The sequence below is a fragment of the Azotosporobacter soli genome, from assembly GCF_030542965.1.
GTDB classification, from domain to species: Bacteria; Bacillota; Negativicutes; order SG130; family SG130; genus Azotosporobacter; species Azotosporobacter soli.
In genome coordinates this window covers 219535-245840 of sequence record NZ_JAUAOA010000003.1, presented here as the reverse complement: position 1 = coordinate 245840, position 26306 = coordinate 219535, and the positions used below count along the sequence as shown (strand labels likewise).

24 protein-coding genes are annotated in these 26306 nt (G+C 54.1%); 22 read left to right on the top strand and 2 right to left on the bottom strand.

From position 1 onward, the window contains the following. The first annotated feature begins 13 nt into the window (after positions 1 to 13). The 7 genes from QTL79_RS04995 (at position 14) to QTL79_RS04965 (ending at position 8643) form a co-directional block, all read left to right on the top strand. A complete protein-coding gene (locus QTL79_RS04995) occupies positions 14 to 892 on the top strand; it encodes a DMT family transporter (protein WP_346353850.1) in 879 nt (292 codons plus the stop codon). A gap of 93 nt (positions 893 to 985) precedes the next feature. Next, positions 986 to 3007, top strand: a complete 2022-nt coding sequence (tkt, locus tag QTL79_RS04990; protein ID WP_346353849.1) for a transketolase — start codon at positions 986 to 988, stop codon at positions 3005 to 3007. 127 nt (positions 3008 to 3134) lie between these two features. Continuing rightward, the gene (locus QTL79_RS04985; protein ID WP_346353848.1) at positions 3135 to 4307 is read left to right on the top strand and encodes an MFS transporter; all 1173 of its coding nucleotides are present in this window, start codon (positions 3135 to 3137) and stop codon (positions 4305 to 4307) included. A 19-nt stretch (positions 4308 to 4326) separates the two neighbouring features. Next, a complete protein-coding gene (locus QTL79_RS04980) occupies positions 4327 to 5703 on the top strand; it encodes an MATE family efflux transporter (RefSeq protein WP_346353847.1) in 1377 nt (458 codons plus the stop codon). Positions 5704 to 5790: 87 nt separating this feature from the next. Further along, positions 5791 to 6720 carry a hypothetical protein gene (locus QTL79_RS04975; protein WP_346353846.1) on the top strand — a complete coding sequence of 310 codons (930 nt, stop codon included), beginning with the start codon at positions 5791 to 5793 and terminating at the stop codon, positions 6718 to 6720. A 179-nt stretch (positions 6721 to 6899) separates the two neighbouring features. Continuing rightward, on the top strand, positions 6900 to 7751 hold the full coding sequence (locus QTL79_RS04970; RefSeq protein ID WP_346353845.1) for a TSUP family transporter: 852 nt from the start codon (positions 6900 to 6902) through the stop codon (positions 7749 to 7751). Between the two features lie 442 nt (positions 7752 to 8193). After that, the gene (locus tag QTL79_RS04965; protein WP_346353844.1) at positions 8194 to 8643 is read left to right on the top strand and encodes a chemotaxis protein CheW; all 450 of its coding nucleotides are present in this window, start codon (positions 8194 to 8196) and stop codon (positions 8641 to 8643) included. Between the two features lie 54 nt (positions 8644 to 8697). Here QTL79_RS04965 and QTL79_RS04960 read toward each other — a convergent pair whose 3' ends face one another. Beyond that, the gene (locus QTL79_RS04960) at positions 8698 to 9204 is read right to left on the bottom strand and encodes a GNAT family N-acetyltransferase (RefSeq protein ID WP_346353843.1); all 507 of its coding nucleotides are present in this window, start codon (positions 9202 to 9204) and stop codon (positions 8698 to 8700) included. A gap of 140 nt (positions 9205 to 9344) precedes the next feature. On the opposite strand from QTL79_RS04960, the gene QTL79_RS04955 reads away from it, so the two are divergent. From QTL79_RS04955 to QTL79_RS04920, 8 genes are all read left to right on the top strand, one after another. Further along, positions 9345 to 9713, top strand: coding sequence for a VOC family protein (locus QTL79_RS04955; RefSeq protein WP_346353842.1), 369 nt, complete (start codon positions 9345 to 9347; stop codon positions 9711 to 9713). Positions 9714 to 9873: 160 nt separating this feature from the next. Beyond that, positions 9874 to 10452 carry a bifunctional transcriptional activator/DNA repair enzyme AdaA gene (locus tag QTL79_RS04950; protein WP_346353841.1) on the top strand — a complete coding sequence of 193 codons (579 nt, stop codon included), beginning with the start codon at positions 9874 to 9876 and terminating at the stop codon, positions 10450 to 10452. Further along, the gene (locus tag QTL79_RS04945; protein WP_346353840.1) at positions 10453 to 10932 is read left to right on the top strand and encodes a methylated-DNA--[protein]-cysteine S-methyltransferase; all 480 of its coding nucleotides are present in this window, start codon (positions 10453 to 10455) and stop codon (positions 10930 to 10932) included. Next, positions 10929 to 11852 carry a DNA-3-methyladenine glycosylase 2 gene (locus QTL79_RS04940; RefSeq protein ID WP_346353839.1) on the top strand — a complete coding sequence of 308 codons (924 nt, stop codon included), beginning with the start codon at positions 10929 to 10931 and terminating at the stop codon, positions 11850 to 11852. Before QTL79_RS04945 ends, QTL79_RS04940 begins: the two co-directional genes overlap by 4 nt. A gap of 115 nt (positions 11853 to 11967) precedes the next feature. Further along, complete coding sequence (locus QTL79_RS04935; protein ID WP_346353838.1) at positions 11968 to 12750, top strand: SDR family NAD(P)-dependent oxidoreductase; 783 nt, start codon at positions 11968 to 11970, stop codon at positions 12748 to 12750. 200 nt (positions 12751 to 12950) lie between these two features. Further along, positions 12951 to 13670, top strand: a complete 720-nt coding sequence (locus QTL79_RS04930; protein WP_346353837.1) for a YdcF family protein — start codon at positions 12951 to 12953, stop codon at positions 13668 to 13670. Positions 13671 to 13688: 18 nt separating this feature from the next. Continuing rightward, positions 13689 to 16178, top strand: a complete 2490-nt coding sequence (gene hrpB, locus QTL79_RS04925) for an ATP-dependent helicase HrpB (protein ID WP_346353836.1) — start codon at positions 13689 to 13691, stop codon at positions 16176 to 16178. A 56-nt stretch (positions 16179 to 16234) separates the two neighbouring features. Continuing rightward, on the top strand, positions 16235 to 16429 hold the full coding sequence (locus tag QTL79_RS04920) for a YwbE family protein (RefSeq protein WP_346353835.1): 195 nt from the start codon (positions 16235 to 16237) through the stop codon (positions 16427 to 16429). A gap of 114 nt (positions 16430 to 16543) precedes the next feature. Here QTL79_RS04920 and QTL79_RS04915 read toward each other — a convergent pair whose 3' ends face one another. Continuing rightward, positions 16544 to 16969, bottom strand: coding sequence for a universal stress protein (locus tag QTL79_RS04915; protein ID WP_346353834.1), 426 nt, complete (start codon positions 16967 to 16969; stop codon positions 16544 to 16546). A 240-nt stretch (positions 16970 to 17209) separates the two neighbouring features. Between QTL79_RS04915 and QTL79_RS04910 the strand changes: the two genes are divergently transcribed. From QTL79_RS04910 to QTL79_RS04880, 7 genes are all read left to right on the top strand, one after another. Further along, on the top strand, positions 17210 to 17974 hold the full coding sequence (locus tag QTL79_RS04910) for an amino acid ABC transporter substrate-binding protein (protein WP_346353833.1): 765 nt from the start codon (positions 17210 to 17212) through the stop codon (positions 17972 to 17974). Positions 17975 to 18057: 83 nt separating this feature from the next. Next, entirely contained in the window at positions 18058 to 18711 is a 654-nt protein-coding gene (locus QTL79_RS04905) for an amino acid ABC transporter permease (RefSeq protein ID WP_346353832.1), read from the top strand. A gap of 14 nt (positions 18712 to 18725) precedes the next feature. Continuing rightward, positions 18726 to 19478, top strand: a complete 753-nt coding sequence (locus tag QTL79_RS04900; protein ID WP_346353972.1) for an amino acid ABC transporter ATP-binding protein — start codon at positions 18726 to 18728, stop codon at positions 19476 to 19478. 262 nt (positions 19479 to 19740) lie between these two features. Beyond that, complete coding sequence (locus QTL79_RS04895; RefSeq protein WP_346353831.1) at positions 19741 to 21795, top strand: HD domain-containing phosphohydrolase; 2055 nt, start codon at positions 19741 to 19743, stop codon at positions 21793 to 21795. A 109-nt stretch (positions 21796 to 21904) separates the two neighbouring features. Continuing rightward, positions 21905 to 23689, top strand: coding sequence for a DNA helicase RecQ (gene recQ, locus QTL79_RS04890; protein WP_346353830.1), 1785 nt, complete (start codon positions 21905 to 21907; stop codon positions 23687 to 23689). A 20-nt stretch (positions 23690 to 23709) separates the two neighbouring features. Beyond that, positions 23710 to 25284: a DUF4127 family protein gene (locus QTL79_RS04885; protein ID WP_346353829.1), complete on the top strand. Its 1575-nt coding sequence runs from the start codon at positions 23710 to 23712 to the stop codon at positions 25282 to 25284. A 143-nt stretch (positions 25285 to 25427) separates the two neighbouring features. Next, positions 25428 to 26279 carry a DUF4037 domain-containing protein gene (locus tag QTL79_RS04880; protein WP_346353828.1) on the top strand — a complete coding sequence of 284 codons (852 nt, stop codon included), beginning with the start codon at positions 25428 to 25430 and terminating at the stop codon, positions 26277 to 26279. Positions 26280 to 26306 lie beyond the last annotated feature (27 nt).

The following is a 26306-nucleotide window of genomic DNA, read 5'->3' as shown; positions in this document are numbered from 1 at the left end:
CGGAGGCGAGAAGATGCGATGGACGGGAGTGTTGGCTGTGCTGGCCTCGGCAGCCGGTTTTGCGACGGTGGCTATTTTTATCAAATATGCGTATGAGGCCGGAGCGTCGACGTTTACGATTTTGACGGTGCGCTTCTCGTTGGCAGCGTTGCTGCTGGCGGCGGCTGCCGCTTGGCGCAAAATGACGCTGCGCCTGCCGGGGAAAAGGTTGCGCCACCTGCTCGTGCTTGGCGCGTTTGGCTATGGACTGATGGCGATCTTGTTCGCGGCATCGCTGCGTCATGTATCGGCTTCGATCGGCGCGCTGCTGCTTTATGCATATCCGGCTTTAGTGACGCTGATTGCGGCTGCTTTAGGTGATGAAAAAATGCAGCGTCAAAAGGCGCTGTCGCTGCTGATCTGTTTTATCGGTCTGGGTTTTGTGCTGGGGATTTCCTTTCAACAACTCAGCGGTCTCGGCATCGCGTTGGGCTTGGCGTCGGCTTTGGTGTATGCGGCCTATATTGTCTTTAGCAACCGTTTGTTAAAAGAGATTCCAGCCTTGGTGGCCGCGACCTATGTTTGCGGCGCCGCGGCGCTGCTCTGCGCACTCGGCGGCCTGCTAAGCGACAGTTTGGCCTTTGAGCTGCCGCTTTCCGGTTGGCTGGCGCTGGCAGGGATCGCGTTTTTTGGCACAGTGGTCGGCGTGCTTGGCTTTCTGCTCGGCATGAACCGGGTGGGACCTGCAAATGCTTCGATTATCAGCATGATCGAACCGGTCATCACGGTGCTCCTTTCGGCGCTGCTGCTTGGCGACCGACTCAGTCTGCCGCAATTGTCGGGCGGCAGTCTGATTTTGCTCGGCATCGTATTGCTGCAGCTAGGGACGGCGAGAGCGAAAAAGGCGGCGTAAAGGAAGGCGCAGCGCAAACGGCAAAAAGGGATTTTCTTTCCACTTGGCGAAAGAGTTGCAAGAGAAAGCAAGCAGGAAAAGGGAGGCGGTACGATGGAAAAGCGCGAACAATCTGTGGCGCAAATTGCCGTTAATACAATTCGGACATTGGCGATTGATGCCATTGAACAGGCTGAATCAGGACATCCCGGCATGCCGCTGGGTGCTGCCCCGATGGCGTATCAGCTCTGGACCCGCCATATGAAGCATAATCCGACGAATCCGAACTGGTTCAATCGTGACCGGTTCGTCTTATCGGCAGGCCATGGCTCGATGCTGCTTTATGCATTGCTGCATCTGTCCGGTTATGAGCTTAGCATGGAAGACTTGAAGCAATTTCGGCAGTGGCAGAGCCGGACGCCGGGGCATCCGGAATACGGCCACACCAAAGGCGTCGATGCCACCACCGGGCCGCTGGGCCAGGGCATCGCGATGGCTGTCGGCATGGCGATGGCGGAGCGTCATTTGGCCGCGCGGTTCAATCGCGACGGCTATCCGGTCATTGAACACCGGACATACAGCCTTTGCGGCGACGGCGACCTGATGGAAGGCGTTGCGGCCGAAGCGGCCTCGCTGGCGGGGCATTTGAAATTGGGCCGCCTGATTGTGCTATATGATTCGAATGATATTTCGCTTGACGGCGATTTGGCTAAATCGTTTTCGGAAAATGTGGCGCAGCGTTTTGCCGCCTATGGCTGGCAAGTGTTGCGGGTTGAAGACGGCAATGATTTGGCTGCCATTGATGCGGCGCTGGCGTCGGCCGAAGAAGAGGACGCCAGGCCGAGTCTGATCGAAGTGAAGACCGTGATTGGTTACGGCGCGCCGAAGAAGGCGGGAACTTCTGCGGCGCACGGTTCGCCGCTCGGAAAGGATGAGGCGGCAGGTGCGAAGCAGGCGTACGCTTGGCAGGAAACACAGCCTTTTACCGTGCCGGCGGGAATCTATGAACATTTTGAAACGGCGGTGAAGGAGCGCGGCTGCCAGGCTGAGGAAGAATGGCGAGCGCTCTTAGTGCGCTATCATGCCGCATATCCGGAACTGGGCAGTGTGCTTGCGCAGGCGATGAGCGGCAAGCTGCCGGAGAATTGGCAGGCGGCGTTGCCTGTCTTTGCGAAAGGCGCCAGTTTGGCGACCCGCTCGGCCTCAGGCGAAATCATCAATGCGCTGGCGCAGGTGCTGCCCTGCTTTTTCGGCGGTTCGGCGGACCTAGCCGGATCGAATAAGACAACGATCAAAGGCGGCGGCGATTTTTCCGCGCTGCAGCCGACGGGACGCAACATCTGGTTCGGCGTAAGGGAGTTTGCCATGGGGGCGGCGCTTAACGGTGCGGCGTTGCATGGCGGGCTGAGCGTGTTCGGTGCGACGTTCTTCGTGTTTGCCGACTACCTGCGACCGGCGATCCGCCTAGCGGCACTGATGAAGTTGCCGGTGACGTACGTTTTTACGCATGACAGCATCGCGGTAGGCGAGGACGGTCCGACGCATGAGCCGATCGAGCAGTTGGCTTCGCTTAGGGCGATGCCGAATCTGCATGTGATCCGTCCGGCGGATGCGAATGAGACCGCGGCAGCCTGGCGGATTGCGCTGCAAGCGAGTGCGACGCCGACGGCTTTGGTCTTGTCGCGTCAGGATTTGCCGGTCTTGCCTGCGACCGATAAATTGGCCAAAGAAGGCGTGGTGCGCGGCGCTTATGTCCTTTCGCCGGGCAAAGGCGGTTCGCTGCGCGGCCTCATTCTGGCCAGCGGCTCGGAAGTCGCTCTGGCGCTCGAGGCGCAGGCCAAGCTGGCGGAGGAACATATCTATGTCTCGGTAATCAGTTTTCCTTGCTGGAGTCTTTTTGAAAAGCAGGGGCGCGAATACAAGGACAGCGTATTGCTGCCGCAAATTTCCGCGCGCCTCGCACTGGAGATGGGGGCGAGCATGGGCTGGGAACGCTACGTCGGCGAACGTGGCCGGGTCTTGGCGATCGATGCGTTCGGCGCATCCGCGCCGGGCGAAGAATTGATCCGCCGCTATGGCTTCAACGTGAAGAATGTAGTGGAACGGATGAAACAGCTGCTGGCCGAGAACCGCTGAAAGAAAGCGTAAGTGGAGTTATGATGTTGCATGGATGGCTTATGCGTAGCCTTACCGGCGGTGCATAAGCCCGTTTTGTCGTTGTTGCGGCAGAAGGCTGCAACGAAAAGATGGAGTGGATAAGACAGTGAAAAGTGAAATCATGAATCGCCAATTCATCCGGCTGATTCTGACCAATTTTTGTTATTGGGCCAGTCTGGATATCTTTATGCCGGTTTTGCCGCGTTATTATGACAGCCTTGCGTTCAGCGGCTTTGAAGTGGGGCTAGTCGTCGGTTCGGTTTCAAGCGGCGGCCTGTTGCTGCGCGTCGTGGCGGGCAAGGCGGTCGACCGCTTTGGCACGTCGCCGCTGGTTGCTATCGGCTTATGCCTGACGCTGCTTGCGGTGGGCGGTTATTCGCTCGCGAAGACACTGCCGCTGGCCATGTTCTGTGCGTTGGTGCAAGGGATTGGCTTGGCCTGCTACAGCGGCGCGGCGCTGACGATGGCGACCCTGATGTTCGAGGAAATTCATACGACGGAGGTCTTTGCCTGGTATAGCCTGCTCGGCATGCTCGGTGCCAGTCTGGCGATGGCTGCGGCCAGTCCGATTTATCTCTTGGGCGGCATGTCGTTAGTCATTAAGGTCGGCGGCGCTTTGGCCCTGGCTGCGCTTTTCTTATTTCCGAAGCGACCGGCGATCCGGGTGAAGATGACGGCTTCAGAAACACGACCGATTCGGGAGATTATCGTTCACCCCGGCGTCTATCTGCCGACGCTCAGTCTCCTGTCGACCAGTCTTTGCTTTGGCGGCGCACTAACGTTTCTGCCGCTCATGATGCTGGGACGGGGCATTGCGGATGCGACGCCGTTTTTTGCTGCCTATGCGCTGAGCGTGATCATAACGCGTCTCTTTTTGCGCCAAATAACGCGCTTGGCGTCGCCGGAACGCTTGACGCTAGTCGCGGTGATTTTGATGGGACTGATGATGTGTCTGACGAGTGTGACGAATTCCTGGCCTCTGCTCAGCTTTTGCGGCGTGCTGATGGGCGGCGCGCTTGGCATGGCATTTCCGGTGATGGGGACGATCGTGACCGCGAGCACCGATCCTGTGAATCGCGGAACCGCGTTCGGCTTTTTTGCCACGGCGGCGGACCTGGGTTTTATCTTAGGCTCGGCAGGTTTTGGCTTTGCCGCTGTTTTTACCGGTTATCCGGGCGTGTTTTTCCTGGCGGGCGTCTATACGCTGCTTTATGGAACTGTATACGGAATTTGGCTGGAAAAGAAAATCACCCGCTTGACCAGCAAACTGTCTGAGTGATGGAGAAAGAGGAAAAAGAATGAAACAGACGTGGTCTTTAAAAGAAAAATACCGGCAGTTGCGCGACGTGATGCTGCCGATCTTTGTAACCCAGGTTGCGCTCTTTGCCATCGCCCTGTTTGCGGCAATCATGTCCGGCCATGCCGGAGCGGACGATCTTGCAGGCGTCGCGATTGGCGCGAACATATGGATGGCTGTATTTACCGGCCTGAACGGAATCCTGATTGCGTTGGTGCCGATCATTGCGCAGCTGCTCGGTGCGCGGGAAAAAGGCAGTATTTCGTTCAAGATCATTCAGGGCGTGTATCTGGCGCTGGCTGTTTCGGCGCTGGTTCTGCTCGTTGGCTATTTTGCCGTACCGGCGCTGCTCGATCGGATGGCGCTGCAGCCGGAAGTCCGGCGGATTGCGCAGGCGTTTCTCGGCGCCATCGCCTATGGCGTCGCGCCGTTATTTCTCTCGACTATTTTTCGCAGCTTCGTTGATACACTCGGCTACACGAAAATCACGATGCGGATCAGTCTGGCGGCGCTGCCGCTCAACCTGCTGCTGAACTATCTTCTGGTTTTCGGCAAATGCGGCATGCCGCGTTTGGGCGGCGTAGGCGCGGGCTATGCGTCGGTCATTACGTACTGGTTCATCTTGCTGATGTTCGTCTGGGTGGTGCAGCGCCTAGAACCGTTTCGTTCGTATGGCGTGCTGCAGCGCTTTTATCGCCTTGATGCGAAGATCTGGCGGGAGATCACGCGGATCGGCATACCGATCGGCATTGCCATTTTTTGCGAGACGAGCATTTTTGCCGCGATCGCACTCTTGATGAGCCGCTTTAACACGTTGACGATCGCGGCGCATCAGGCGGCGATCAATTTTGCTTCGCTGATCTATATGTTGCCGCTTAGCGTCGCGATGGCGCTGACGATTGCGGTCGGCTTCGAAACCGGCGCGGGGCGGTTTCGCGACGCAAAGCAGTATGCTTATCTGGGCTTAGGACTTTCCGTGTTTGTCGGCGGAATTTGCGCCGTGCTGTTGGTGTTTTACGGCAACCACATCGCCCGGATTTACAGCGAAGATCCGGCGGTGATCGAATTGACAGGGCGCTTTCTCCTTTATGCCGCGTTTTTTCAACTCTCGGATGCGGTTGCAACGCCGGTGCAGGGAATTTTGCGCGGCTATAAGGATGTGAATGTTACGTTTCTGGTGACTATTGCGGCGTACTGGTTTGTCGGGCTGCCGCTCGGACATTACTTGGCGCTTCAACCGGCTTACGGCGCGTACGGCTATTGGCTGGGCGTTATCATCGGCTTAGCGCTCGGCGCGTTATGCCTCTTGGGGCGTTTACTGTTGGTGCAGCAACGTCAGCGTTTGCTAAAAGAGGAAGAACGGGGCGCGCAAGGCTGAACTGCCTTTTTGCAGGGCTTTTGCGACGCGTACAGAAATATAATAATACGGTTTGAGATGACGAGGCTAGAAAAGGGGCGTGTTACGATGAAGGCGATGAAGAAAGCGGTGATCGCAGCGCTGATCGGTTTGAGCTGCACAGCGAGTCCTGCGTGGGCGGAAGAGGCGACGTTGACGCCAAACGAGGCAAGCGTTGCCGCGCGCAATGCGACGTATGATTTTTATGGCAAGTCGATCACGTTGCTTGACGGTAAAGCGGAAATGGATATGGTCGCGCATGGCGTGTCCTGGCTGCTGACTACGGCGCTCGAAGAGCCTCAGCCCGTGAGCGGCGACTTGAATGGCGACGGTACGCTCGATGCGGCGTTGCTTTTGAAACAGGAAAGCAGCGGCAGCAAAGCGGTCTATTATTATCTTGCGGCTACGCTAAGCCAGGCGGATGGAAGCCGCAGCGGCAGTAATGCGCTGCTCTTAGGCGAGAGCATTGTGCCGCAGCGCCTTGCGCTGGAAAATGGCGTGATCCGGGTCGATTATCTGACGCAAAATAAAAATAGCGCCGCAGGTCAGGCGCCGTTGCCGCTCAGCAAGGAATACGTCATAAAGCAGCGGGTTCTGGTCGAACGCGGTGCTGAAGAACGGGCGCAGGTCAAGGCAATGACGGTTCGCCATAACTTGTCGCGTTACTATGCATTGCTGGGGCTGGCACGTGAAGCGGCCGTCGCGCGCATCGCCGAATCTCCGATTGCGGCGGATGAAGGCGGTTTGGATTTTGTCAAAGAAGGCATCCGGATTTGGTTCAGCGATGCGAAAGTGAACCAAGTCTTTATCAGCGGCAAGGAAATCAGTTTCAACGGTTTGCGTCTGGGCGACGGCGTTGACAGTTTCAAAAAAGTCTTTGGTCCGGTAGTGAAAGAGAAACCCGGAATGCTTGAGTTCAACTATAAGGCTTGCACCTTACAGCTCATTTATGATGAGAAGACCGGCAACACGGTTTGCGCCTATCTCTTACAACGCTAAGAGGGACAAGTAAAGAAAGCGCCGTCTGTTTTCCGCTTGCGCGACAGACGGTGCTTTTTATTTACATAGTTGCAAGAAAAAAGAAAATAAAATGACGGATGGCGTAGAAAAAACATACAAATATTTACTGGATTATGCTATAATTCGACGTACATTAGTATAAAGAAAGGGGAACGCAGGTGTTATCAATTATTATCGGACTGCTAGTGGCTATGACCGGAGGTTTTTCCTTTATCTTTTTTCGTGATCTCTACAAATATCGCAGCCAGTTTTCTTCAGCCAGCCCGATGACCTTGAGCGCAATCGGCTTCATCACTAATTTTTTCGACACGCTAGGGATTGGAAGTTTTGCGCAGTTAACTGCTTTCTTCAAATTTTTCAAGTTAGTGCCGGATCGAATTATTCCAGGAACGTTAAACGTCAGTTGCTGTATACCGGTTGTTTTGGAAGCGCTTATTTTTACCACGATCATCGAAGTGGAACCCATCACACTCGTCGTGATGATCATTGCGGCTATGCTGGGCGCTGTGATTGGCGCCGGGCTTGTTGCCCGCCTGCCGGTTGATAAGGTGCGCCTCTACATGGGCATTGCCTTGCTGACGGTTGCGGCGATCATCTTAGCGGGCTTACTTGGCGTGATGCCGGTTGGCGGCGATGCGATCGCACTGACGGGCAGCAGCATGGTCATCGGCGCCGTGGGCAATTTCTTCTTGGGCGCGTTGATGACGATCGGCATCGGTTTGTTTGCGCCCTGTATGGCGCTGGTTTATGCGCTTGGGCTTAGCCCGCGGGTCGCATTCCCGATCATGATGGCGTCCTGTGCGTTCTTGCAGCCGGCTGCAAGCATCAAGTTCATCCAGACCGGGGCGTACGATCGCAAAGCAAGCCTTTGGATTGCGCTGGCCGGTTCGTTTGGAGTCTTAGTCGCGGCTTATATCGTCAAGAGTTTGCCGTTGCTGGTTTTGAAGTGGGTCGTGGTTTGCGTCATTATCTATACCGGCGTAACGATGATCCGCGCAGCGAAAAAATAAGCGGGAACAGGGTAAAGGGACTGTCGCTACTGACGGTCCCTTTAAATTTAGTACGATCTTGGCCGATTTTTAAAGGAATATTGAAATCGGCTTAGAATACTATGAAATAAGTAACTTCCTGCGTTGCAGCATCGGAAAAAATCCATATTTGGAGTTGGTTGCAATGTTTTCAATCATCAGACACGAATGCGGCGGACGAGCTCATGTAGTGGAAGGAACGGTACATTTGGGTTGGAATTTGTATTGCTGTAACCGATGCGGCTCCGTTTTTTGGAAATGGATTACCAAGGCTATGTTTGAAACGAAGGTTCAATAATGAATGTTAAAAAATGTAAAATATGATATAATGGAAGCGGGGAAAAGCAAAAGGGATTGGACAATTCGAGACTGAACCGGGCTCAACCAGGCAGAAGGGGGAACTTCTAGAAAGGAGTTGTCCGCGATGAGCCAAGAGCAAGTGGTTGTATTCAGTCTGGGCAAAGAAGAATATGCGGTGGACATTTCCCAGGTTCGAGAGATCATTCGTTACCAGGGGGCGACCCGAATTCCGAATGTTCCGGAGTACGTGGAAGGGATTGTCAATCTGCGCGGCAAGATCATTACCGTTGTGGATCTGGCAAAAAAAATGGGACTGGCCTGTGCCGAGCAGAGTGAGAATCGCCGGGCGTTGCTGCTGGAGGCATCCGGCAAGGATTTAGCGGTGATCGTGGATGCTGTTTCCGAAGTGCGTTGGTTGGAAGAGGCGAATATTGAAAGCGTGACGAGTGAAGTGGAAATGCTGAATGACGTCATCCTAGGCATTGGCAAGGATGGGGAGCGGTTAATCATTCTGCTCGATGTGGAACGACTATTTGCCTCGATGGGGCTTGTGCGTTTGCAGGACGCGGGGTGATGAACTTCATACGAAAAGCACCCTTTGCCGTGAGGCGCAGGGTGCTTTTACAGTCTAAGAGAGGCAGTAGCGGGCCATCAGATGTTCATCGGCGTAAGCCCCGTTCTTGATCGCGGCATATTTGCGCGTACCTTCGATGGAAAAGCCCATCGATTCATATAAGGCGATGGCGCGTTTGTTGTCGGTAAAGACGTTTAGCTCTACGCGCAACAGCATCAGCCATTGGTCGGCCAGAGTCAGGATTTCGCGCAGCAAGGCACGTCCGACGCCTTTTCCCTGCTGCTCGGCATCGACCATGATGCCGAGTACGGCGCTGTGCAGTTGACGTGCTCGCCGGTTGCGCTGCAGGCCGCATAGGCCGATGACTTTTTCTTGCGCGCCGTTTTGCAGTACCGCGACAAGCAGATAGTCGTGCTCGCTCAAACCGGCTAAAAAGGCTTCTGTGTCCGTGATTCGCTCGCCGGGAATGCTGAGTACGGTTTCCAATACGCCTGGCTGGTGCCGCAATTCGTGAATGGCAGCAGCGTCAGCCAGACAAACAGGTCGGATTTTCATTTCCATGCTTACAACTCCTTGTAAAAAAGATGCAAAATTAACTACAATTGTAAAACTAAAAATAGTTAATGTCAATTGAGCGTTGACAAAATTAATGATATTATTTATCCAGAAGACAAATGACGGAAAATAAAGGGGGCGCAAGAATGAATTTCAAATTTGTGCACAATAACTTGAATGTCTTGAATCTGGCAAAAAGCCTGGTGTTTTATCAGGAAGCCTTAGGACTAAAGGAAGTCCGCCGCATGGAAAAGGAGGATTTTACGCTGGTCTTTCTTGGCGATGGACAAACGCCGCACAAACTCGAACTGACGCACTTGCATGCGCGAAGCGAAGCGTATAATCTGGGCGAAAATGAATTTCACATCGCTTTTACGGTAGATGATTTTGACGCGGCTTATGCACTGCACAAAAAGATGGGCTGCATTTGCTATGAAAATAAGGCGATGGGGATTTATTTCATTGCCGATCCGGACGGCTACTGGCTGGAAATCTTACCTGACGGAAGAGGGTAAGAAAAAAATCCTACGCTAAAGAGAGCAGTGCAAGACAGGTTTTTGACCTGTCCTGCGCTGCTCTTTTTAGCGAAAAATTGAAACGCAAATTTTCGGACGAAATTGCGCGTAGAATGTGATAGGATAGCGGTATAGAAGCTTGTGGGGAGTGAGACGGGAGATGGAAAATTTTTCGAGCGGTGTCATGTGGCAGGCGGTTGTCGCAGGCGACGAACATTATGACGGACGATTTTATTACGGCGTGACAACGACGAAAATATATTGCCGGCCTTCCTGTCATTCCAAGTTGCCGAAGAGGGAGAATGCGGTTTATTTTCTCAGTGCTGTCGAAGCGGAAAAAGCCGGTTACCGGCCCTGCAAGCGTTGCCGACCGGAAGTGAACGGCGTTTACTCGCCGGAAGAGGAGCTGATCGAGGCGGCCTGCCGGATTATCAGCCTCGAATTTGACCGGGAAGGCTTGGCGGAAACATTGCCGGGGCGGCTCGGCAGCAGCGCGTTTCATTTTCAGCGTCTGTTCAAGAAGGCAAAAGGAGAAACGCCGGCGGAATATTTGCGCCGCGTCAGGATTACGCAGGCGACGGTGCTGTTAGCGGAAAGCATGCTCGACAATACGCGAATCGCCTTTGCGGTCGGCTTTCGTAGTCTTTCCGGATTTTATGCGGCTTTTCGACGCCAAATGGCCTGTTCGCCCCGTGCTTATCGCCAATTATGCCGCGAGACGGAAGAAGGGATGGAATAAATGATTGCATATGATTTTCTGGAATCAGCGGGTGGGCGTATTTATACAATCGTCAATGAAGGTGTGGTGGAAAAAATTCTTTTGGGCGAGCGGGAGTGGCAGGTCTATCAGACGGAGAAGAATTGTCCGCATGACAAAGAAGCCTGCCGCGAAGTCATTGAGCAGTTAAAGGAATATTTTCAAGGACAACGCAGGGAGTTTTCTGTTGCGCTGAAGGCAGACGGCACAGATTTTTTCTGCCGCGTCTGGGCTGCGGTCGCTGCCATTCCCTATGGAGAGGTACGCTCCTATAGCGAGATCGCCGCTCAACTTGATCGACCCAAGGCTTGCCGCGCTGTCGGCATGGCCAATAATAAAAATCCGTTGCCGATCCTGATTCCCTGTCATCGCGTCATCGGGAAAAATGGGAAGATGGTCGGCTATAAAGAGTTTGGCGTAACGTTTAAAGAATATTTGCTGCGTCTGGAGCAGGGCGAATGAAGGAGTTAAGCTGGAATGCGGCGCAGCGTGAGTTTTGCATCAAAACGGCGCCGAGTTACGAGTGGCGTCAACAGATGGATTTTTTGCGTCATTATCCGCCTGACTGCCTGTACCGATACAGGGAGGGACAGTTGGAGAGGGCTGTCGATTTCGGCAATTTCAGCTGGCTGATTACGGTTCGGCCTGCGCGGCAGGGCGAGCTTGTCGTGCGCTGTCTGAACGGGGAACCGACGCAGACGGAACGACGACAGCTTGCGGCGTTCGTCAGCGACTGGCTGGATCTGAAGCGCGATATAACGCCGTTTTACCGGATTGCGGAGAAGGATCCTCTGCTCGGCGCAAGCGTAAAAAAGTATCGCGGCTTGCGAATTTTCGCGTTGCCGGACCTATTCGAGGCGCTTTGTTGGAGCATCATCGGCCAGCAAGTCAATATTTCCTTTGCCTATACGTTGAAAAACCGCTTTGTCGAGACGTTTGGCAGCTTTATTCTCTGGCAGGAAGAAAAGCACTGGCTCTTTCCGTTGCCGGCGTTGATTGCCAAATTATCGCTGGATGATTTAACGCCGCTTAAATTATCGCGCGCGAAGGCGGGATATCTGATCGGCATTGCGCAGGCGATCACGCAGGGCGAGCTGAACAAAGAAGCGTTGCTGCACGAAGCAGATACAAGCGCTATGGCAAAACGTTTGATGCAGTTTAAGGGCGTTGGGCAATGGACCGCGGATTATGTGCTCATGAAAGCGCTGCTGCAGCCGGATGCATTTCCGGTCGGCGACGCCGGCGTGCAGAACGCCGTGAAGACGATTCTGGGGCGCAGCGAAAAACCGAGCGAGAAAGAACTGCGTGAATGGGCGCTTTCCTGGCAGGGCTGGGAAGCGTATGCGACGCTTTACTTATGGCGGACTCTGTTTGCTGAATGAAGCTGAAAGAGACGCGGCGAAATAAAAAAAGCGCAGCAGGGTTTGGCTTTTGCGCGGAGAATTGAAAAGAGGGAACAAGCGTAATTGAGTTTTGCAAATGAAGGAGGTCACTTCTATGGTAGCATTGAAGAATAAAATCGTTTTGATCAGCGGCGCGAGCAGCGGGATCGGGCGGGCCTGCGCAGAGCGCTTCGCCGCAGCCGGAGCGAATCTGATCCTGCTCGCACGCAATCTGACCAAGCTGAATGAAATCGCGGCGGCGCTGCGCAGCGAGCATGGCGTAAAGGTCATGGTCGATAAACTCGATGTGCGCGATCGTGTTGCGGTCGGCGCGCTAGTCGACAACCTGCCTGCGGAATGGCGAAAGATCGATATCTTAGTCAACAATGCCGGCCTTGCTTTGGGACTGGAAAAGTTGCACGAAGGCGATGCCGAGGACTGGGATGTGATGCTCGATACCAACGTCAAAGGCCTGTTGTACCTGACGCGTAAAGTCGTGCCGATCATGATTGAAAATCAGACGAATGGCCAGGTTATCAATATCGGTTCGACTGCGGGGATTCATGCCTATGCCGGAGGGGGCGTATACTGCGCGACAAAAGCCGCCGTAAAGTTCATCAGCGACGGGCTGCGCATGGATGTCGTGGATCAGCCGATCCGGGTCACGAACATTCAACCGGGCATGGTCGAGACGAATTTCAGCGTGATCCGTTTCCAGGGCGATCAGGCGAAAGCGGATAGCGTCTATGAAGGGCTTCAGCCGTTGGTGGCTGAAGATATTGCCGATGTGGTGCTTTACACGGCCATGGTTCCGCCGCATGTGCAAATCTGTGAAGTCACCGTTACGCCGACGCACCAGGCCACAGGCGGAGTTGTCCATCGTAAGAAAAAAGAGTAAAATGGAGCTGCAGGACAGTAGGGTCCTGCAGCTTTTTCTTTTTTGAAATTAACAATCTTATAAGCGAAGGGAAGTGTATGTTCAGTGTATTTGGAGCTTAATCGCTTGCCACATACTGAACATGAAAGATGAAATACCGAATTAGAAGTGTAGGTCACAGAACGAAAAAGATCTTTGCTGGCGCTGGAATCTTTCTGATCTTGCTGGCTCTGCTGCTGATGCTGGCGCTATATGGAATTACCTTCGGCACAGTGGCGACCGGTTGCCTGGGATTGGCGTTACTCGGTGCAAGTCGCCTCTTTGCGCCGCTTGCAGAGCAGAATCCGAGGCATTTACGTTTGCTCTATCGTTTGCAATGCGTAGTTTTCAGCGGCGTGATTCTTTTTCTGGCGTCGCTGTTAATCGTAGAGGGGTTCATCTATCGAGCCGGAAGCGATGATGCAAAAGCGAAGGGGCCGTTTTTAATCGTGCTCGGCGCTGCGGTACTCGGCGACCAGCCAAGCGTGACGCTGAGAGGACGGCTGGAAAAAGCGGTTCAATACCTGCACGCGCATCCGGAGGCGACAACAGTCGTATCCGGTGGCTTGGGGCGCGGCAAGCAATATACGGAAGCGGAAGTGATGCGGCGCTATCTGATCGAACGCGGCGTTGCAGCCGAACGGATCATCATGGAAAACCGTTCGACGACGACTTGGGAAAATCTGCGTTACAGCAAAATCCTTTTGCAGGAGCGGGCGGATTGGGACGGAAGTCTGGTCATCATCACTAGCGATTATCATCAATTCCGGGCGCAATATCTTGCGGCGCGGCTCGGCATCGAGGCAAGCGGAGAAGCGGTTCGCTCGCGGCCGCTGCTTTATTTGAATTATGCGCTGCGCGAATATTTCGCCGTACTGAAAACATTCTTACTGGATCGATAGAGAAGAAGGGGAGCTGAAATGGCCGATTTGCCGATTACCGATGTTTTGCCGCAACTGAAAGCGGCTTTGCAAAGCCACGCCTGCGCCGTCTTGATTGCGCCGCCTGGCGCGGGAAAGACGACGCGCGTGCCTTTAGAACTGATGCATGAGTCCTGGCTGGCCGGACAGACAATCATCATGCTGGAACCGCGCCGCCTCGCGGCCAAAGCGGCGGCTCGTTTTATGGCACGCTCGCTGCAGGAAGAGGTTGGAGGACGAGTCGGCTACCGTATCCGTTTTGACAGCCGGGTGGGCGATGCCACACGCATTCAAGTCGTGACCGAAGGCATCTTAACGCGCATGCTGCAAAACGACCCGGCGCTTAGCGGCGTAGGCCTGCTTATCTTTGACGAGTTCCATGAACGGAACCTGCATGCCGATCTGGGCCTGGCGCTTTCACGCCAGACGCAAACGCTGTTGCGCCCGGAACTGCGCATCCTCGTCATGTCGGCGACGCTTGAGGCCAAGCCGGTCGCCGCATTGCTCGATGCGGCGCCCGTTTTAGTCTCGGAGGGGAGAAGTTATCCGGTTGAGACGTATTATCTTGAAAAAGAGCTTGTCGGACGCAAAGAAGCGGCGCTTGTCGGCGTCATCAAACGGGCGCTGCGCGAAGCTGAAGGCGATGTCTTGGTCTTCTTGCCGGGCGTAGGAGAAATTCGGCGTGTGCAGCAACTGCTGGCGCAGGCTGGATTGCCGGAGTCATTATCGGTATTGCCGCTGCACGGAAATTTGCCGCAAAAGCAGCAGGAACAGGCGTTGAGCCAAACACCGCCGGGACGGCGTAAAATCGTGTTGACGACCTCAATTGCAGAAACCAGTTTGACCGTAGAAGGGGTGCGTATCGTCGTTGACAGCGGGTTGATGCGTCTCTCGCGTTTCTCGCCGCGTACCGGAATGTCTCGCTTGGAAACGCTGCCGGTTTCGCGTGCGGCTGCCGATCAGCGGCGTGGCCGTGCGGGACGGCAGGGGCCGGGCGTATGCTATCGCCTTTGGACGAAACGCGAGGAAAAAGGTTTGCCGGAGCAAAGCAAGCCGGAAATTTTGGCGACGGATTTGGCCTCTTTGGCACTGGAACTGGCGGTCTGGGGGATTCGACAGCCGGAGGAACTCGATTGGCTTGATTTGCCGCCGCAGGCGTCTTATGAACAGGCTGTTCGCCTGCTTAGACTGCTCGGTGCGTTTGATGCAGAAGGACGGCTCAGCGAACATGGCCGCCGGATGGCGGAAATCGGTCTGCATCCGCGCCTGTCGCACATGATTTTGACGGCGGCTGAACGGGGACTCGGCCGTATGGCCTGCGATCTCGCGGCACTGCTCAGCAATCGCGATGCGATGCCGGTAGAGCAAGGCGCAGATCTTAGACTGCGTCTCGATGCGCTGCAAGGCGTAGCCGCTTCTTTAGGCGGGCAGCGTGAAGAAGGCTCGCTCGCGCGCAGCCGTGCGGAGAGCCATGTGTGGCAGCGACGTTTGCGGCTAAAAAAAGAAGCGGACGTCACGGCGGATTGTTGCGGCAGTTTGCTGGCCTTGGCCTACCCGGATCGGATCGCGCAAAACAGGGGCAATGGGCGTTTTTTGCTCAGCAATGGACGCGGCGCTTATTTGCGCGGCGTTCAGGCACTGGCAGAGGAACCGTATCTGGTTGCGGCAGAACTCGATGATCAGGGCAGCGATTCGCGCATCTATCTGGCGGCGCCGCTGAAGTTGGAGGAGCTGCGCCGTGAATGCGCAGCTTTGCTGCGCACAGAACGGTGCGTGGCTTGGAAGAAAGAGACAAGAGCGGTGCAAAGCTGGCAGCGCGAACTGCTCGGCGAACTGGTTTTGCAGGAAACGCCGCTGGCAGAGCCGGATGCAGCAGCGGTCAAAGCGGCGATGCTGGCGGGCATTCTCCACGAAGGCGTCGAATGCCTGCCCTGGAGCAGCCAGGCGCACTCTTTGCGCCAACGCCTGCAGTTTCTGCATTGCCAGGACGATGTCTGGCCGGATGCTTCCGATAGGGCACTGCGGGAAAATCTTGCCGAATGGCTGGGACCGTATCTTTATGAGATCACGAACTGGGATGGATTGAAAAAGGTGGATTGGCTTGACGTGTTGTGCAGCCGTCTAAGCTGGCAACAGCGCAATGCGCTCGAGAAAGCGGCGCCGACACATGTCGTGGTGCCAAGCGGTCAGCGCGTGGCAATCGATTATGCGAATCCCGAGGAACCGGTGCTGGCCGTGCGCTTGCAGGAAATGTTCGGCCTCAGTGAAACGCCGCGTATCTGCGATGGGCGCGTACCGCTGCTCTTGCATCTTCTGTCGCCTGCGCGACGGCCAGTGCAAGTGACGCGTGATCTGGCGAATTTTTGGCGCGATACGTATTTCGAAGTGAAAAAAGACCTGCAGGGACGTTATCCCAAACATTACTGGCCCGAAAATCCACTTTTGGCGCAGGCGACGCATCGCGTCAAGGCGAAAATGGATAAGGGATAGGCATTGCTTTTTGCCGTCAATCATCTATACTGAAGAAAAAGAAAGAGGCAACTACGATGAATGGAACCGAACGAAAGAACATCAAACCGGGCACACGCGTAAAAGTGGTGCAAAAACAGGATCAGCGCACGGGTGCGCTGACGGAAGGCATCGTCAAAGACCTGCTGACCAAGAGTCCGGTGCATCACCGCGGCATTAAGGTAAGACTGGAAAGCGGCATTATTGGTCGCGTACAAGAGATAATAGGCTAAAGAAAAGACGGCATGATGGTTTTTATTGTAATTACAACAAAAACCATCATGCCGTCTTTTCGCAGGGATAGAGAAGAGAGGGGCAGCAATGCGGCTGCCCCTCTCTTTGGCGAACTATTTAATGACTACGACAGGAACGTCGGAGTATGTGACCAGTGCGTGAGCGACGCTGCCAATCAGCACATTGGCAAAACCGCCGTGACCGCGCGTGCCGCAAACAATCATGTCAGCTTGCCATGCCAACGCTTTTTTGATGATCGAATCCGTTATATGTCCGTTGCAGACTTCGCCGCTGACGGGGATGCCGCTGTCGCGGCAAGCTTCAAGCGCAGAATCCAGTTTCATCTGGAACAGTTCCATATAGGTTTTCTCTAAATCGTCAAGATGCGTTGGCAGATCGGTATGGTAGATGTTGCGCTCAAAGACCATGACCAAATGAAGGGAGGCTGTTGTCTGCTTCGCCATGTTCAGGCCCCAATCCAGAGCTTTTTTACTGTGCGGAGAGCCGTCATACGCGACCAGGATCCGTTGGATCGTCATAATTATCACCTCTTCATTAAATTGGATCTTAATAAAAAAGATTCGCCAAATGGTAAAAAATACCTTTCGATTTATGACTGCTGCAAGAAAAATAAAAAAATGAGATTGGCGAAGAACGGAGCAGAAAATGAACGAACGAAGCGCGTCAATTAAATTATGCATACATTTTAATGCTTTCTTATTTTAGTGTGTTAAAGTAATATAGAGACAGTTGATTTTACAAAAGCGGGGGATAACGATATGAAAAAAATGCTGAGTCTGGTAATGGTGACGCTACTGGCGATGTTGTTGGTGGCCGGTTGCGGAACGACGGCCAAGAAGAAAATTGTGGTCGGCTTGGATGATAATTTTCCGCCGATGGGGTTTCGCAATGATAAAAATGAAATCGTCGGCTTTGATGTGGATATGGCTAAAGAAGCCGGCAAACGATTGGGCCTGGAATTGGAATTCAAGCCGATCGATTGGAACAGCAAAGAAGCGGAACTTAACGGCAAGCGGGTCGATGTGCTTTGGAACGGCCTGACGATTACCGAAAAACGCAAAGAAAACATTTCTTTTACCAGTCCCTACATGGAAAACAGACAGATCATCGTGGTGAATGCAAACTCAACCATTAAAAACAAAGCGGATTTGAGCGGAAAGGTTGTTGGTGCGCAGGATGGCAGCAGCAGCATCGAAGCGATTGAAGGCGAAGGGCAAACCATGAAATCGTTCAAGGAACTGAAAAAATACGGCGACAATGTGGCCGCGCTGATGGATCTGAAAGTGGGACGTTTGGATGCCGTTGTGGTTGATGAAGTGGTCGGACGTTACTACATCGCCAAGAAGCCGGGCGAGTACATCGTGCTCAATGATAATTTTGGTTCGGAAGAATATGGTGTGGGCTTACGCAAAGATGATAAAGAGCTGTTGGAGAAGCTGCAAAAGACGCTTGCTGAGATGAAGAAGGACGGAACATCGGCAAAAATCTCCAAAGAATGGTTCGGCGCTGAAATCGTTAAATAAGCTGATCGCGGATTCGCCTGTGGTTGCTGCCATGGGCGTTTCTGCGCGTAACAGCGGGTGAAATGGCAGAATGGAGAAAAAAGATGGACTATGTAATGAATATAATCGGACCGATGCTGGAAGGTACGGTAGTGACGCTGGAAATGTTCTTTGTCACAATATTACTTTCCTTGCCGCTGGGCCTGTTATTGGCGTTGGCGCGAATTTCGCGCTATCGCAGCCTGCGTGAAGCGGTCGGCGTCTATATTTGGCTGATGCGGGGAACGCCGTTGATGCTGCAATTGTTGTTTGTTTACTTTGCTTTGCCGTTCATACCGGTTATCGGAATCCGCTTGCCCGATTTTCCGGCGGCCGTGCTGGCATTTGTCCTGAACTACGCGGCGTATTTCGCTGAAATCTTCCGTGCCGGCATTCAATCGATTGACCGGGGTCAATATGAAGCATCCAAGGTGCTGGGCATGAATTATGTCCAAACGATGCGCCGCATTGTCTTGCCGCAGGTGATACGCTGCGTGCTGCCTCCGGTCAGCAATGAGACGATCACGCTGGTCAAGGACACGTCGCTGATTTATGTCCTGGCGATGAACGACCTGCTGCGCACAGCGCGCAGCCTGGTGCAGCGTGATTTTTCGACGATGCCTTTTTTGGTGGCGGCGGTGTTTTATCTGGCGATGACGCTGGTTTTGACCTGGATGTTTCAAAAGCTGGAGCGGCGTTATGCCGCGCATGATGAATAGGAGAAACGAGCATGATGATTCGAGCACTTGATATTCATAAACGCTTTCAAAAATTAGAAGTTTTAAAAGGTATTACGCTGGAAGTGGCTAAAGGGGAAGTTGTGGCGATCATCGGTCCGTCCGGCTCGGGCAAGAGCACGTTCTTGCGTTGTCTGAATCGCTTGGAGACGATCGATCAGGGGACGATCGAGATCGAGGGCGAAACGCTTGTCAGGCCTGCAGCGGATGGCGGTGTGCAATATGTTACGGAAGCGGAGGGGCGACGCATCTGCGGCAAGATGGGCATGGTGTTCCAACAGTTTAACCTGTTTCCGCATCTGACGGTCTTGGAAAACCTGATCGAAGCGCCGCTGACGGTGCAAAAAGTCAGCCGTGAGACGATCATTCCGCAAGCGGAGGAGTTGTTGAAAAAAGTCGGCCTCTTTGAGAAACGCGATAATTATCCGTCGCGCCTGTCCGGCGGACAGAAGCAGCGGGTTGCGATCGCAAGGGCGCTGGCGATGCAGCCGGACATCATGCTTTTTGACGAGCCGACCTCTGCGCTCGACCCGGAACTGACCGGCGAAGTGCTGAAAGCGATGCGACAGCTGGCCGAAGAGCATATGACGATGTTGGTGGTAACGCATGAAATGGGATTTGCCAGAGAAGTGGCGAATCGCGTCATCTTTATGGATGAAGGCGAAATTGTTGAACAAGGTTCGCCGGAACAGATTTTTACCTGCCCGGCGCAGCCGCGCACGCAGGCTTTTTTGCAAAAAATCCTGTAATGCAGGCGTAAGAATGTCTTTCTATCGTTCAAGAGCATTGGCTTTTGCGCTGGAAAGACATTTTTTTTTGCCGCTTGGGCGCATCATAAGAGCGGCAGGAACTGATTTTGTTTTGCAGAATTATAGCGATAATTAGAAAAAACGAAGAAGGCGAAAACGAACAAAAAATCATTCTCAACGCCATAAAAAAAGAGTGCTTGCGTTTTTGGTTGAACGGCTCGGGCAATGTAAATCCTGCAGAAAAACGGATGGAGGTCGGGCGATGAGCATTGGGCGTAAGATTCTTTTGTTAAACCTGGCTATGGTGCTGGTTCTGGTAGGAGTGACGTTTGGCGTTGGGCATCATGTCGCGACAGACGGGTATCTGCGTTTGGAAGAAGAACGTGTTTTGAATGAAACGAGCCGGGCGGCGGATAACTGGGATGAGGAAGCGAAAACGCTGCTGGGCGTGACGCGGGACTGGGCGGCGTGGAACGGGATGTACCGCGCGCTTGCCGAAAGCAAGGCGGATGCCTTTTTCAAAAGCAATTTGTCTTTGGCGCAGATGCTGAATTTGAAGATCGATATCGCTCTTTTGCTGGATCCGGAAGGCAAGGTCATTATATTGCAAGGCTTAGGCGCGGAACGCGAAAACTTGCGGCCGGAACTGGAACGTCAGGCGCGGCGGATCGCGGCAACGCTGCCGCAGCAGCTTGCCCGTGAAAATGCGTTGGCAGGCTTGGTGCTGAGCGATGACGTGCCATTGCTGCTTGCGGCGCAGCGCATATCAAGTACCGATTACCGGGGACCGAGCCAGGGCGTACTGGTTTTTGGCCGTATTGTCGATGCAAGGTACATGAAAGAGATGACGCGGCGCATCCAGGTGCAGATGAATTTTAGAAAGGGAGAAAAGGAAGCTTCATCCGGCTATTGGCAACGGATCGTGACGCCGAATGAAGTGCGGGGTTACCGTAGCCTCGTCGATCTGTTCGGTGAAGAAAGCATCCTGCTTGAAACGACATTGCCGCGTACGATCATGCAGCGCGTCGAAGAAATGATCTTTCGCTATTCTCTGATGACGCTGCTGCTTGGCACGGCGGCAAGCATGCTGACCTTTTGGCTCTCTCGTTCTTTGGTGGTGCGGCGCTTGGAAAAGCTCGATCAGTTTATGCGCAAGGTTGCGGCGCAAGAGGACGGCATTTCGCTGCAGCTTGATTTGGTCGGTCACGATGAGGTGTCGCGTACGGCGCAGACGATGAACCTGATGCTGAGCCAATTGCAAAGTTCGCGCGAAAAGCTGAAGGAGATGAGCCTGAGAGACGGCCTTACCGGTCTGTACAACCGGAGCTTCTTCCAACAGGAACTGGAGCGGCTTGAAGTAAGCGACGTTGAGCGAATCGACATCGTGGTCTGCGATGTGGATGGACTGAAAATCGTCAATGATACGTTGGGACATGACGTCGGCGATGAAATGATCCAGCAAGCCGTCCGCTTGCTGCTGTCCGTATTCGGCGAAAAGGCAAAGGTAATCCGCATGGGCGGCGACGAATTTTTGATCATGCTTTACGGAGAAAGCGAAGAGCATGTGCGGAACGCTTGCCACCGGATCCAAGAACAGCTGGAACTGGTGAAACTAAAGCGCGATGGCTTCATCCTGAGGATGTCGGTGGGCTGGGCGTTTTCCGATACACCGCCGATCAGGGCGCATCATGTGGCTACGATGATCCGTGAAGCGGATGATGCCATGTACCGGCGAAAATTGGCTGCGAGTTCGGAGAATCGCCGCATCATGCTGGAGTCGATTCTGAAAATGCTGGACAGCCGGGATTATCTCAATGAAGGACATGGCGAAAGGGTCGGAGCGCTGGCCTATCGTCTGGGCGAACTGGCCGACGCCTCCTCTGAGCAAAAGGAACGCCTTTTACTGCTTGGCAAGGTACATGATATCGGTAAGGTCGGCGTCGCCGACGAGATCGTCTTTAAAAGCGGACGTCTTACGGCAGCGGAGCGGAGTGAAATGGAACGACACGCGGAGATCGGTTATCGGATCGCGCAGGCCATCCCTAACTTGGCGGCGGTGGCGGACTTAGTGCTGAAACATCATGAATGGTGGAACGGAAACGGCTATCCGCTTTCTTTACGCGGCATGGAAATCCCGTTTGAAGCACGTGTACTGGCAGTGGTCGATGCATATGACGAAATGACGACCGATCGTCCTTACCGCAGTGCGCTGCCGGTGAAAAAAGCGCTTGCCGAACTGGAACGTATGGCCGGGAGACAGTTTGATCCGGAACTGACGGCGCTGTTCGTCAAGATGATTCGGAAGGAGATCGGCTAAAAAAAGAATCCTGCGGGATTCTTTTTTTTATTGCCGGACAGCTGGAAGGACTTTGACGATCTGTGGTAAACTGGTCTGAGATGTTTTTAAAAGGAAGGATGGCTGATCGATGTTAGAAAGAGCGAGAAAAGCGCTGCAGCAATATTACGGCTATCCTGCGTTTCGCCCGGCGCAAGAGCCGGTAGTCGAAAGTTTGTTAGCCGGCAAGGATACGTTTGCGATCATGCCGACCGGAGCTGGAAAGTCGATTTGCTTTCAAGTTCCGGCGTTACTGGCCGATGGAGTCAGCGTTGTTTTTTCACCGCTGATCTCACTGATGAAAGATCAGGTGGATGCGCTGGATACGATGGGCATTCCAGCTACGTTCATCAATAGCTCACTCGGTGCGGGGGAAGCGGCTAAGCGCTTGGAGCAGGTGCGCAGCGGCGAAATGAAACTGGTTTATATCGCGCCGGAGCGTCTCGATTCCGAAGCGTTTGCGAGAGTCTTCGAGACGTTGCCTGTGTCGATGGTCGTGGTCGATGAGGCGCATTGCGTTTCGCAGTGGGGACACGATTTTCGTCCCAGTTATCGATTGATTGCCCCGGCGCTCGCCAAACTGCCACGCCGTCCGATTGTCGCGGCGTTTACGGCGACCGCGACGACCAAGGTCAAAGAAGATGTCATAAGCCTATTGGGCCTCGAAGAGGCGCAGCTTTTTGTCAGTGGTTTTGACCGGCCGAACTTGTCGCTCTCGGTAATCAGCGGTGAGGATCGCTTGCGTTTTGTGAAGAAGTATGTCGCGGAGCGGACGCAGCTCTCGGGCATCATTTATGCGGGAACGCGCAAGGAAACCGATCATTTGTGGGAGGTGCTGCAGCGCCAGGGCATCGCCGTCGGGCGCTATCATGCCGGACTCAGTGAAGCGGAACGTACGGCGGCGCAGGACGATTTTCTCTATGACCGCAGCAAGGTCATCGTGGCCACCTGTGCCTTCGGCATGGGAATTGATAAATCGGATGTTCGCTATGTGCTGCATTACAACATGCCCGGCAATATTGAAGCGTACTATCAGGAAGCGGGCCGTGCGGGCCGCGACGGCGATCCGGCCGAGTGCATTCTACTTTTTTCTGCGCAGGACATTCGTTTGCAAAAATTTCTCCTGGAAAAAGGAGCGGCCGACGCCGGAGCGCCGCTGGAGAAAGTGACTCAGGATGCAGCCAAACTCTGGGACATGGTTGAATATTGTCGGACGGCGGACTGCCTGCGCGGTTATATTCTGCGCTATTTCGGCGAACGGGAAGCGGCCGATCAATGCGGCAATTGCAGTTCCTGCCAATCCGACAGCCCGATGGAAGATATGACGTTACCGGCTCGCCAGGTCATGTCTTGCGTACTGCGGCTCAAAGAGAACTTTGGCGTGGAGATGATTGCCGAAGTGCTAAAGGGCAGTGAACTGCAAAAAGTGATGAACATGGGCTTCGACCAACTTTCCACCTACGGGCTGCTTAAAAGTTGGACCGGGCCTGGAATCCGGCGCTTTATCCATTGGCTGATCGACCACGGTTATCTGCTGCAAAGCGATGATCGTTTTCCGGTCGTCAAGATGGCGCCACGCGGCGTCCCGGTATTGCGCGGCGAAGAGACCGTCATGAAACGCAGCGTTGCGGCTGTCAAGCGCAAGGAGAGCGTTGGCGGCGAACTGTTTGAAACGTTGCGGAAACTTCGCCATTCGCTTGCCATGCGCGATCATGTGCCGCCCTATGTTGTCTTTGCCGACAGCGTCCTGCAGGAAATGTGCCGTGTGCGACCGCAAACGCTGGACGAGCTGCGCGAGATTAAAGGCGTCGGCGATCGCAAACTGGCTCGTTATGGCGAAACGTTCTTGGCGGCGCTGCAAGAAAGCGGCGTTTAAGCGAAGGAGGAAAGAGCGGAATGAAGAAGAGAAGAAACAAGCAGATCCTATGCGGTTTAGTGTGGTTCTTAATCGGCGTGTGCGGCATCTTCAGGCTGGCTGAGGCTGCCCCGCTCGTTTTGTTCGTTCCGCTCGACGATCGCCCGGTCTGTCTGGCCGATACGCTGGCGACCGCTCGGGCGGCAGGTCTTGAAGTGCATACGCCGCCGCAGGAATGGCTTTCAAGCCGTGATCATCGCGGCGATCCGGATAAGATCTGGCAGTGGCTGAAGGAAGAAGCGCCGCGCGCTGATGCGGCGGTTGTATCGCTCGACAGCCTGATTTACGGTGGCTTGGTTCCGTCTCGTACGCATGAACTGGATGAAAGTGTTTTGGCGTTGCGGCGTAAGCAGATCGAAGAGTTGAAAACATTGCAGCCTAGCCTGCGACTTTATGCATTTTCGACGCTGATGCGTTCGCCAAAGGCGAGTGCAGGCGGCGTCGATGCTTCTTATTATGAAGTCTGGGGGCCTGACCTTTTTCGTTTGGGAGCGCTGACCGACAAACAAGAAAGCGATGGCGTAACACAAGCGGAGCGAGCCGAAATCACCCGACTTTCGGAAAAAATTCCTTCAGCTTATCTCGCAGATTGGCGGCAACGGCGTGTAAAGAATCTTCGCAATAATTTGGCGCTTTGGGATATGACGCAGGCGGGGGCAATTGACTATCTGCTGTTGGGACGTGATGACGCCTGGATGTACTCTGATTCGCGGCGCGATTTGCGCTGGTTGCTTGCGCAGCGCGAAGGTAAACCGGATCTGAGCCGTTTTGCCACGATGGCCGCAGCCGACCAGCTCGGCATGCTCTTGATGGCGCGGGCGGTCAATCATTTCAGCGGACAAATTCCGTTTGTCGCGGCGGTCTATGGCGAGGGAAGCGGCAAGAATACGGTGCCGAGTTATCAGGATGAAACGGCGGGCGCCAATGTCGCGGCGCAAATCTGGGCGACGGGCGCGTTCCCGGTTCCCGAGCCGGAGCGGGCGGAACTCGTTTTGGCCGTACATACGCTGGCTGACGGCAAGACAAAGGAAGCGTCATCCAAAGAGAACAGCGCGACGCCGAGTCCGGCTGCGGCCGCTATGGCGGGAAGGATTGCAAACTGGCTTGCTGCCGGGCGGACGGTGGCTGTCGCCGATATCGCATACGCCAATGGTGCGGACAACGGTTTCATGACGGAAATGCAGCGGCGGCATCTTTTAGGACGCTTGGCGGCTTACGGCGGTTGGAATACGGCCAGCAATTCGGCCGGATTTGCCTTGAGCCAGGGGATGTTGGCGGCGCGGATGGAGAGTGTTGCGCAGCGGCGTCTGTTGCTCGGGCGTTTCTTGGATGACTGGGCGTATCAAGCCAATGTGCGCCAGCAAATCATCAAACAGGTACTGACGCCCGCTTCGCTCAGCAGCGTGCGTTTGGGCGAGCGGCGTGCGCAGGTGGAAGCGCAAACGACAGCCGCGCTGCGCTTTTTTGCCGCGCAGCATTTCCCCGATTTGAAGACGCCTGAATTTCAGGCGGAGCACCCATGGGATCGGATGTTTGAAGTGAAAATAATTTGGTGACGAGAAAAATCAGACCTTTTTGCCTAAAGGTCTGATTTTAATTTGTTTGTTTAAAGATAAAGGAGTTAGCTTCGGTTTTACCGAAAGTAAAAATAATAATTACAGAAGGCCGACAGCCTTGGGCTGAGAAGGGGAGGCTTGCAATGGAAGTCTTTTTGAATCAAGCTTGTCTGAAACGGTTAGATTTGGTACGAGAAATGGAACGGCATTGCCCGGCGCATTTGGCAAGCGATATTATGGTGACGGGTTCAGTCTCGCGCGGTCTTGCCGATGATAATTCTGATATTGAAATCCTGTTCCTGACGGAAGAAGACGTGTCCGAAGTAAAACGGACAGAATGGATAAAATCGATTGGCGGAAGTGAGATCCAGTCGTATAGCGGCCCGATCGGCGATCGTTCCACATGGCTGATTTTCCGTTGGCAAGATTTTTGGTTTGAAGCCGGTTGGCAAAAAGGCAGTCAGCTGACAGCACAGCTGGAACAAATCCTCTCAGCTCAGGTATACAGCCACGATAAACTGCGCATCGCCTCGATCGTGCAGTATGCGATCGGCGTACGCGACAGCGGCTTGCTGCCAATCTGGCAGGCGGCGCTGCAACAATATCCGACGGAATTGCAAGAGGCGATCATTTCCAGTACGATTGCCCCATGGACGTTGGACCTTGGGCTTCAAGTCCGTCGCGCGTTGGCTGCGCGCGACGACCGGATTCCTCTTTTGGAGCGAATGATTGCCGATGTGCATCGCGTGCTGCGCATCTTGTTTTCGCTCAACCGGCAGTGGGAACCAGATTGGAAATGGATACCGCATATCGTGGAAAAACTGGAGTGCTGTCCGCCGCATCTGGCGGAACGGATTAATACCATCGTTTGTCTGCAGGATGCGGAAGCCAGTGTGCAGGACTGTTTTGCCCTGATTCACGATACGTTGAAATTATTGCCGGAAGTTTGGCAAAAAAGGCCGGAAGTAAGACGAATTCTTGAAAATATCGGCTGAGTGTGTAAGGAGTGTAATGGGGAGGTC

What these genes read in the sequence shown, in the direction of transcription:
- QTL79_RS04975 (WP_346353846.1), top strand. Translation starts at nt 5,791, where the DNA reads ATGAAGGCGATGAAGAAAGCGGTGATCGCAGCGCTGATCGGTTTGAGC.
- QTL79_RS04935 (WP_346353838.1), top strand. Translation starts at nt 11,968, where the DNA reads ATGGTAGCATTGAAGAATAAAATCGTTTTGATCAGCGGCGCGAGCAGC.
- QTL79_RS04895 (WP_346353831.1), top strand. Translation starts at nt 19,741, where the DNA reads ATGAGCATTGGGCGTAAGATTCTTTTGTTAAACCTGGCTATGGTGCTG.
- QTL79_RS04910 (WP_346353833.1), top strand. Translation starts at nt 17,210, where the DNA reads ATGAAAAAAATGCTGAGTCTGGTAATGGTGACGCTACTGGCGATGTTG.
- QTL79_RS04940 (WP_346353839.1), top strand. Translation starts at nt 10,929, where the DNA reads ATGAAGGAGTTAAGCTGGAATGCGGCGCAGCGTGAGTTTTGCATCAAA.
- QTL79_RS04885 (WP_346353829.1), top strand. Translation starts at nt 23,710, where the DNA reads ATGAAGAAGAGAAGAAACAAGCAGATCCTATGCGGTTTAGTGTGGTTC.
- QTL79_RS04960 (WP_346353843.1), bottom strand. Translation starts at nt 9,204, where the DNA reads ATGGAAATGAAAATCCGACCTGTTTGTCTGGCTGACGCTGCTGCCATT.
- QTL79_RS04965 (WP_346353844.1), top strand. Translation starts at nt 8,194, where the DNA reads ATGAGCCAAGAGCAAGTGGTTGTATTCAGTCTGGGCAAAGAAGAATAT.
- QTL79_RS04980 (WP_346353847.1), top strand. Translation starts at nt 4,327, where the DNA reads ATGAAACAGACGTGGTCTTTAAAAGAAAAATACCGGCAGTTGCGCGAC.
- QTL79_RS04945 (WP_346353840.1), top strand. Translation starts at nt 10,453, where the DNA reads ATGATTGCATATGATTTTCTGGAATCAGCGGGTGGGCGTATTTATACA.
- tkt (WP_346353849.1), top strand. Translation starts at nt 986, where the DNA reads ATGGAAAAGCGCGAACAATCTGTGGCGCAAATTGCCGTTAATACAATT.
- hrpB (WP_346353836.1), top strand. Translation starts at nt 13,689, where the DNA reads ATGGCCGATTTGCCGATTACCGATGTTTTGCCGCAACTGAAAGCGGCT.
- QTL79_RS04955 (WP_346353842.1), top strand. Translation starts at nt 9,345, where the DNA reads ATGAATTTCAAATTTGTGCACAATAACTTGAATGTCTTGAATCTGGCA.
- QTL79_RS04950 (WP_346353841.1), top strand. Translation starts at nt 9,874, where the DNA reads ATGGAAAATTTTTCGAGCGGTGTCATGTGGCAGGCGGTTGTCGCAGGC.
- QTL79_RS04905 (WP_346353832.1), top strand. Translation starts at nt 18,058, where the DNA reads ATGGACTATGTAATGAATATAATCGGACCGATGCTGGAAGGTACGGTA.
- QTL79_RS04995 (WP_346353850.1), top strand. Translation starts at nt 14, where the DNA reads ATGCGATGGACGGGAGTGTTGGCTGTGCTGGCCTCGGCAGCCGGTTTT.
- QTL79_RS04900 (WP_346353972.1), top strand. Translation starts at nt 18,726, where the DNA reads ATGATTCGAGCACTTGATATTCATAAACGCTTTCAAAAATTAGAAGTT.
- recQ (WP_346353830.1), top strand. Translation starts at nt 21,905, where the DNA reads ATGTTAGAAAGAGCGAGAAAAGCGCTGCAGCAATATTACGGCTATCCT.
- QTL79_RS04880 (WP_346353828.1), top strand. Translation starts at nt 25,428, where the DNA reads ATGGAAGTCTTTTTGAATCAAGCTTGTCTGAAACGGTTAGATTTGGTA.
- QTL79_RS04915 (WP_346353834.1), bottom strand. Translation starts at nt 16,969, where the DNA reads ATGACGATCCAACGGATCCTGGTCGCGTATGACGGCTCTCCGCACAGT.
- QTL79_RS04920 (WP_346353835.1), top strand. Translation starts at nt 16,235, where the DNA reads ATGAATGGAACCGAACGAAAGAACATCAAACCGGGCACACGCGTAAAA.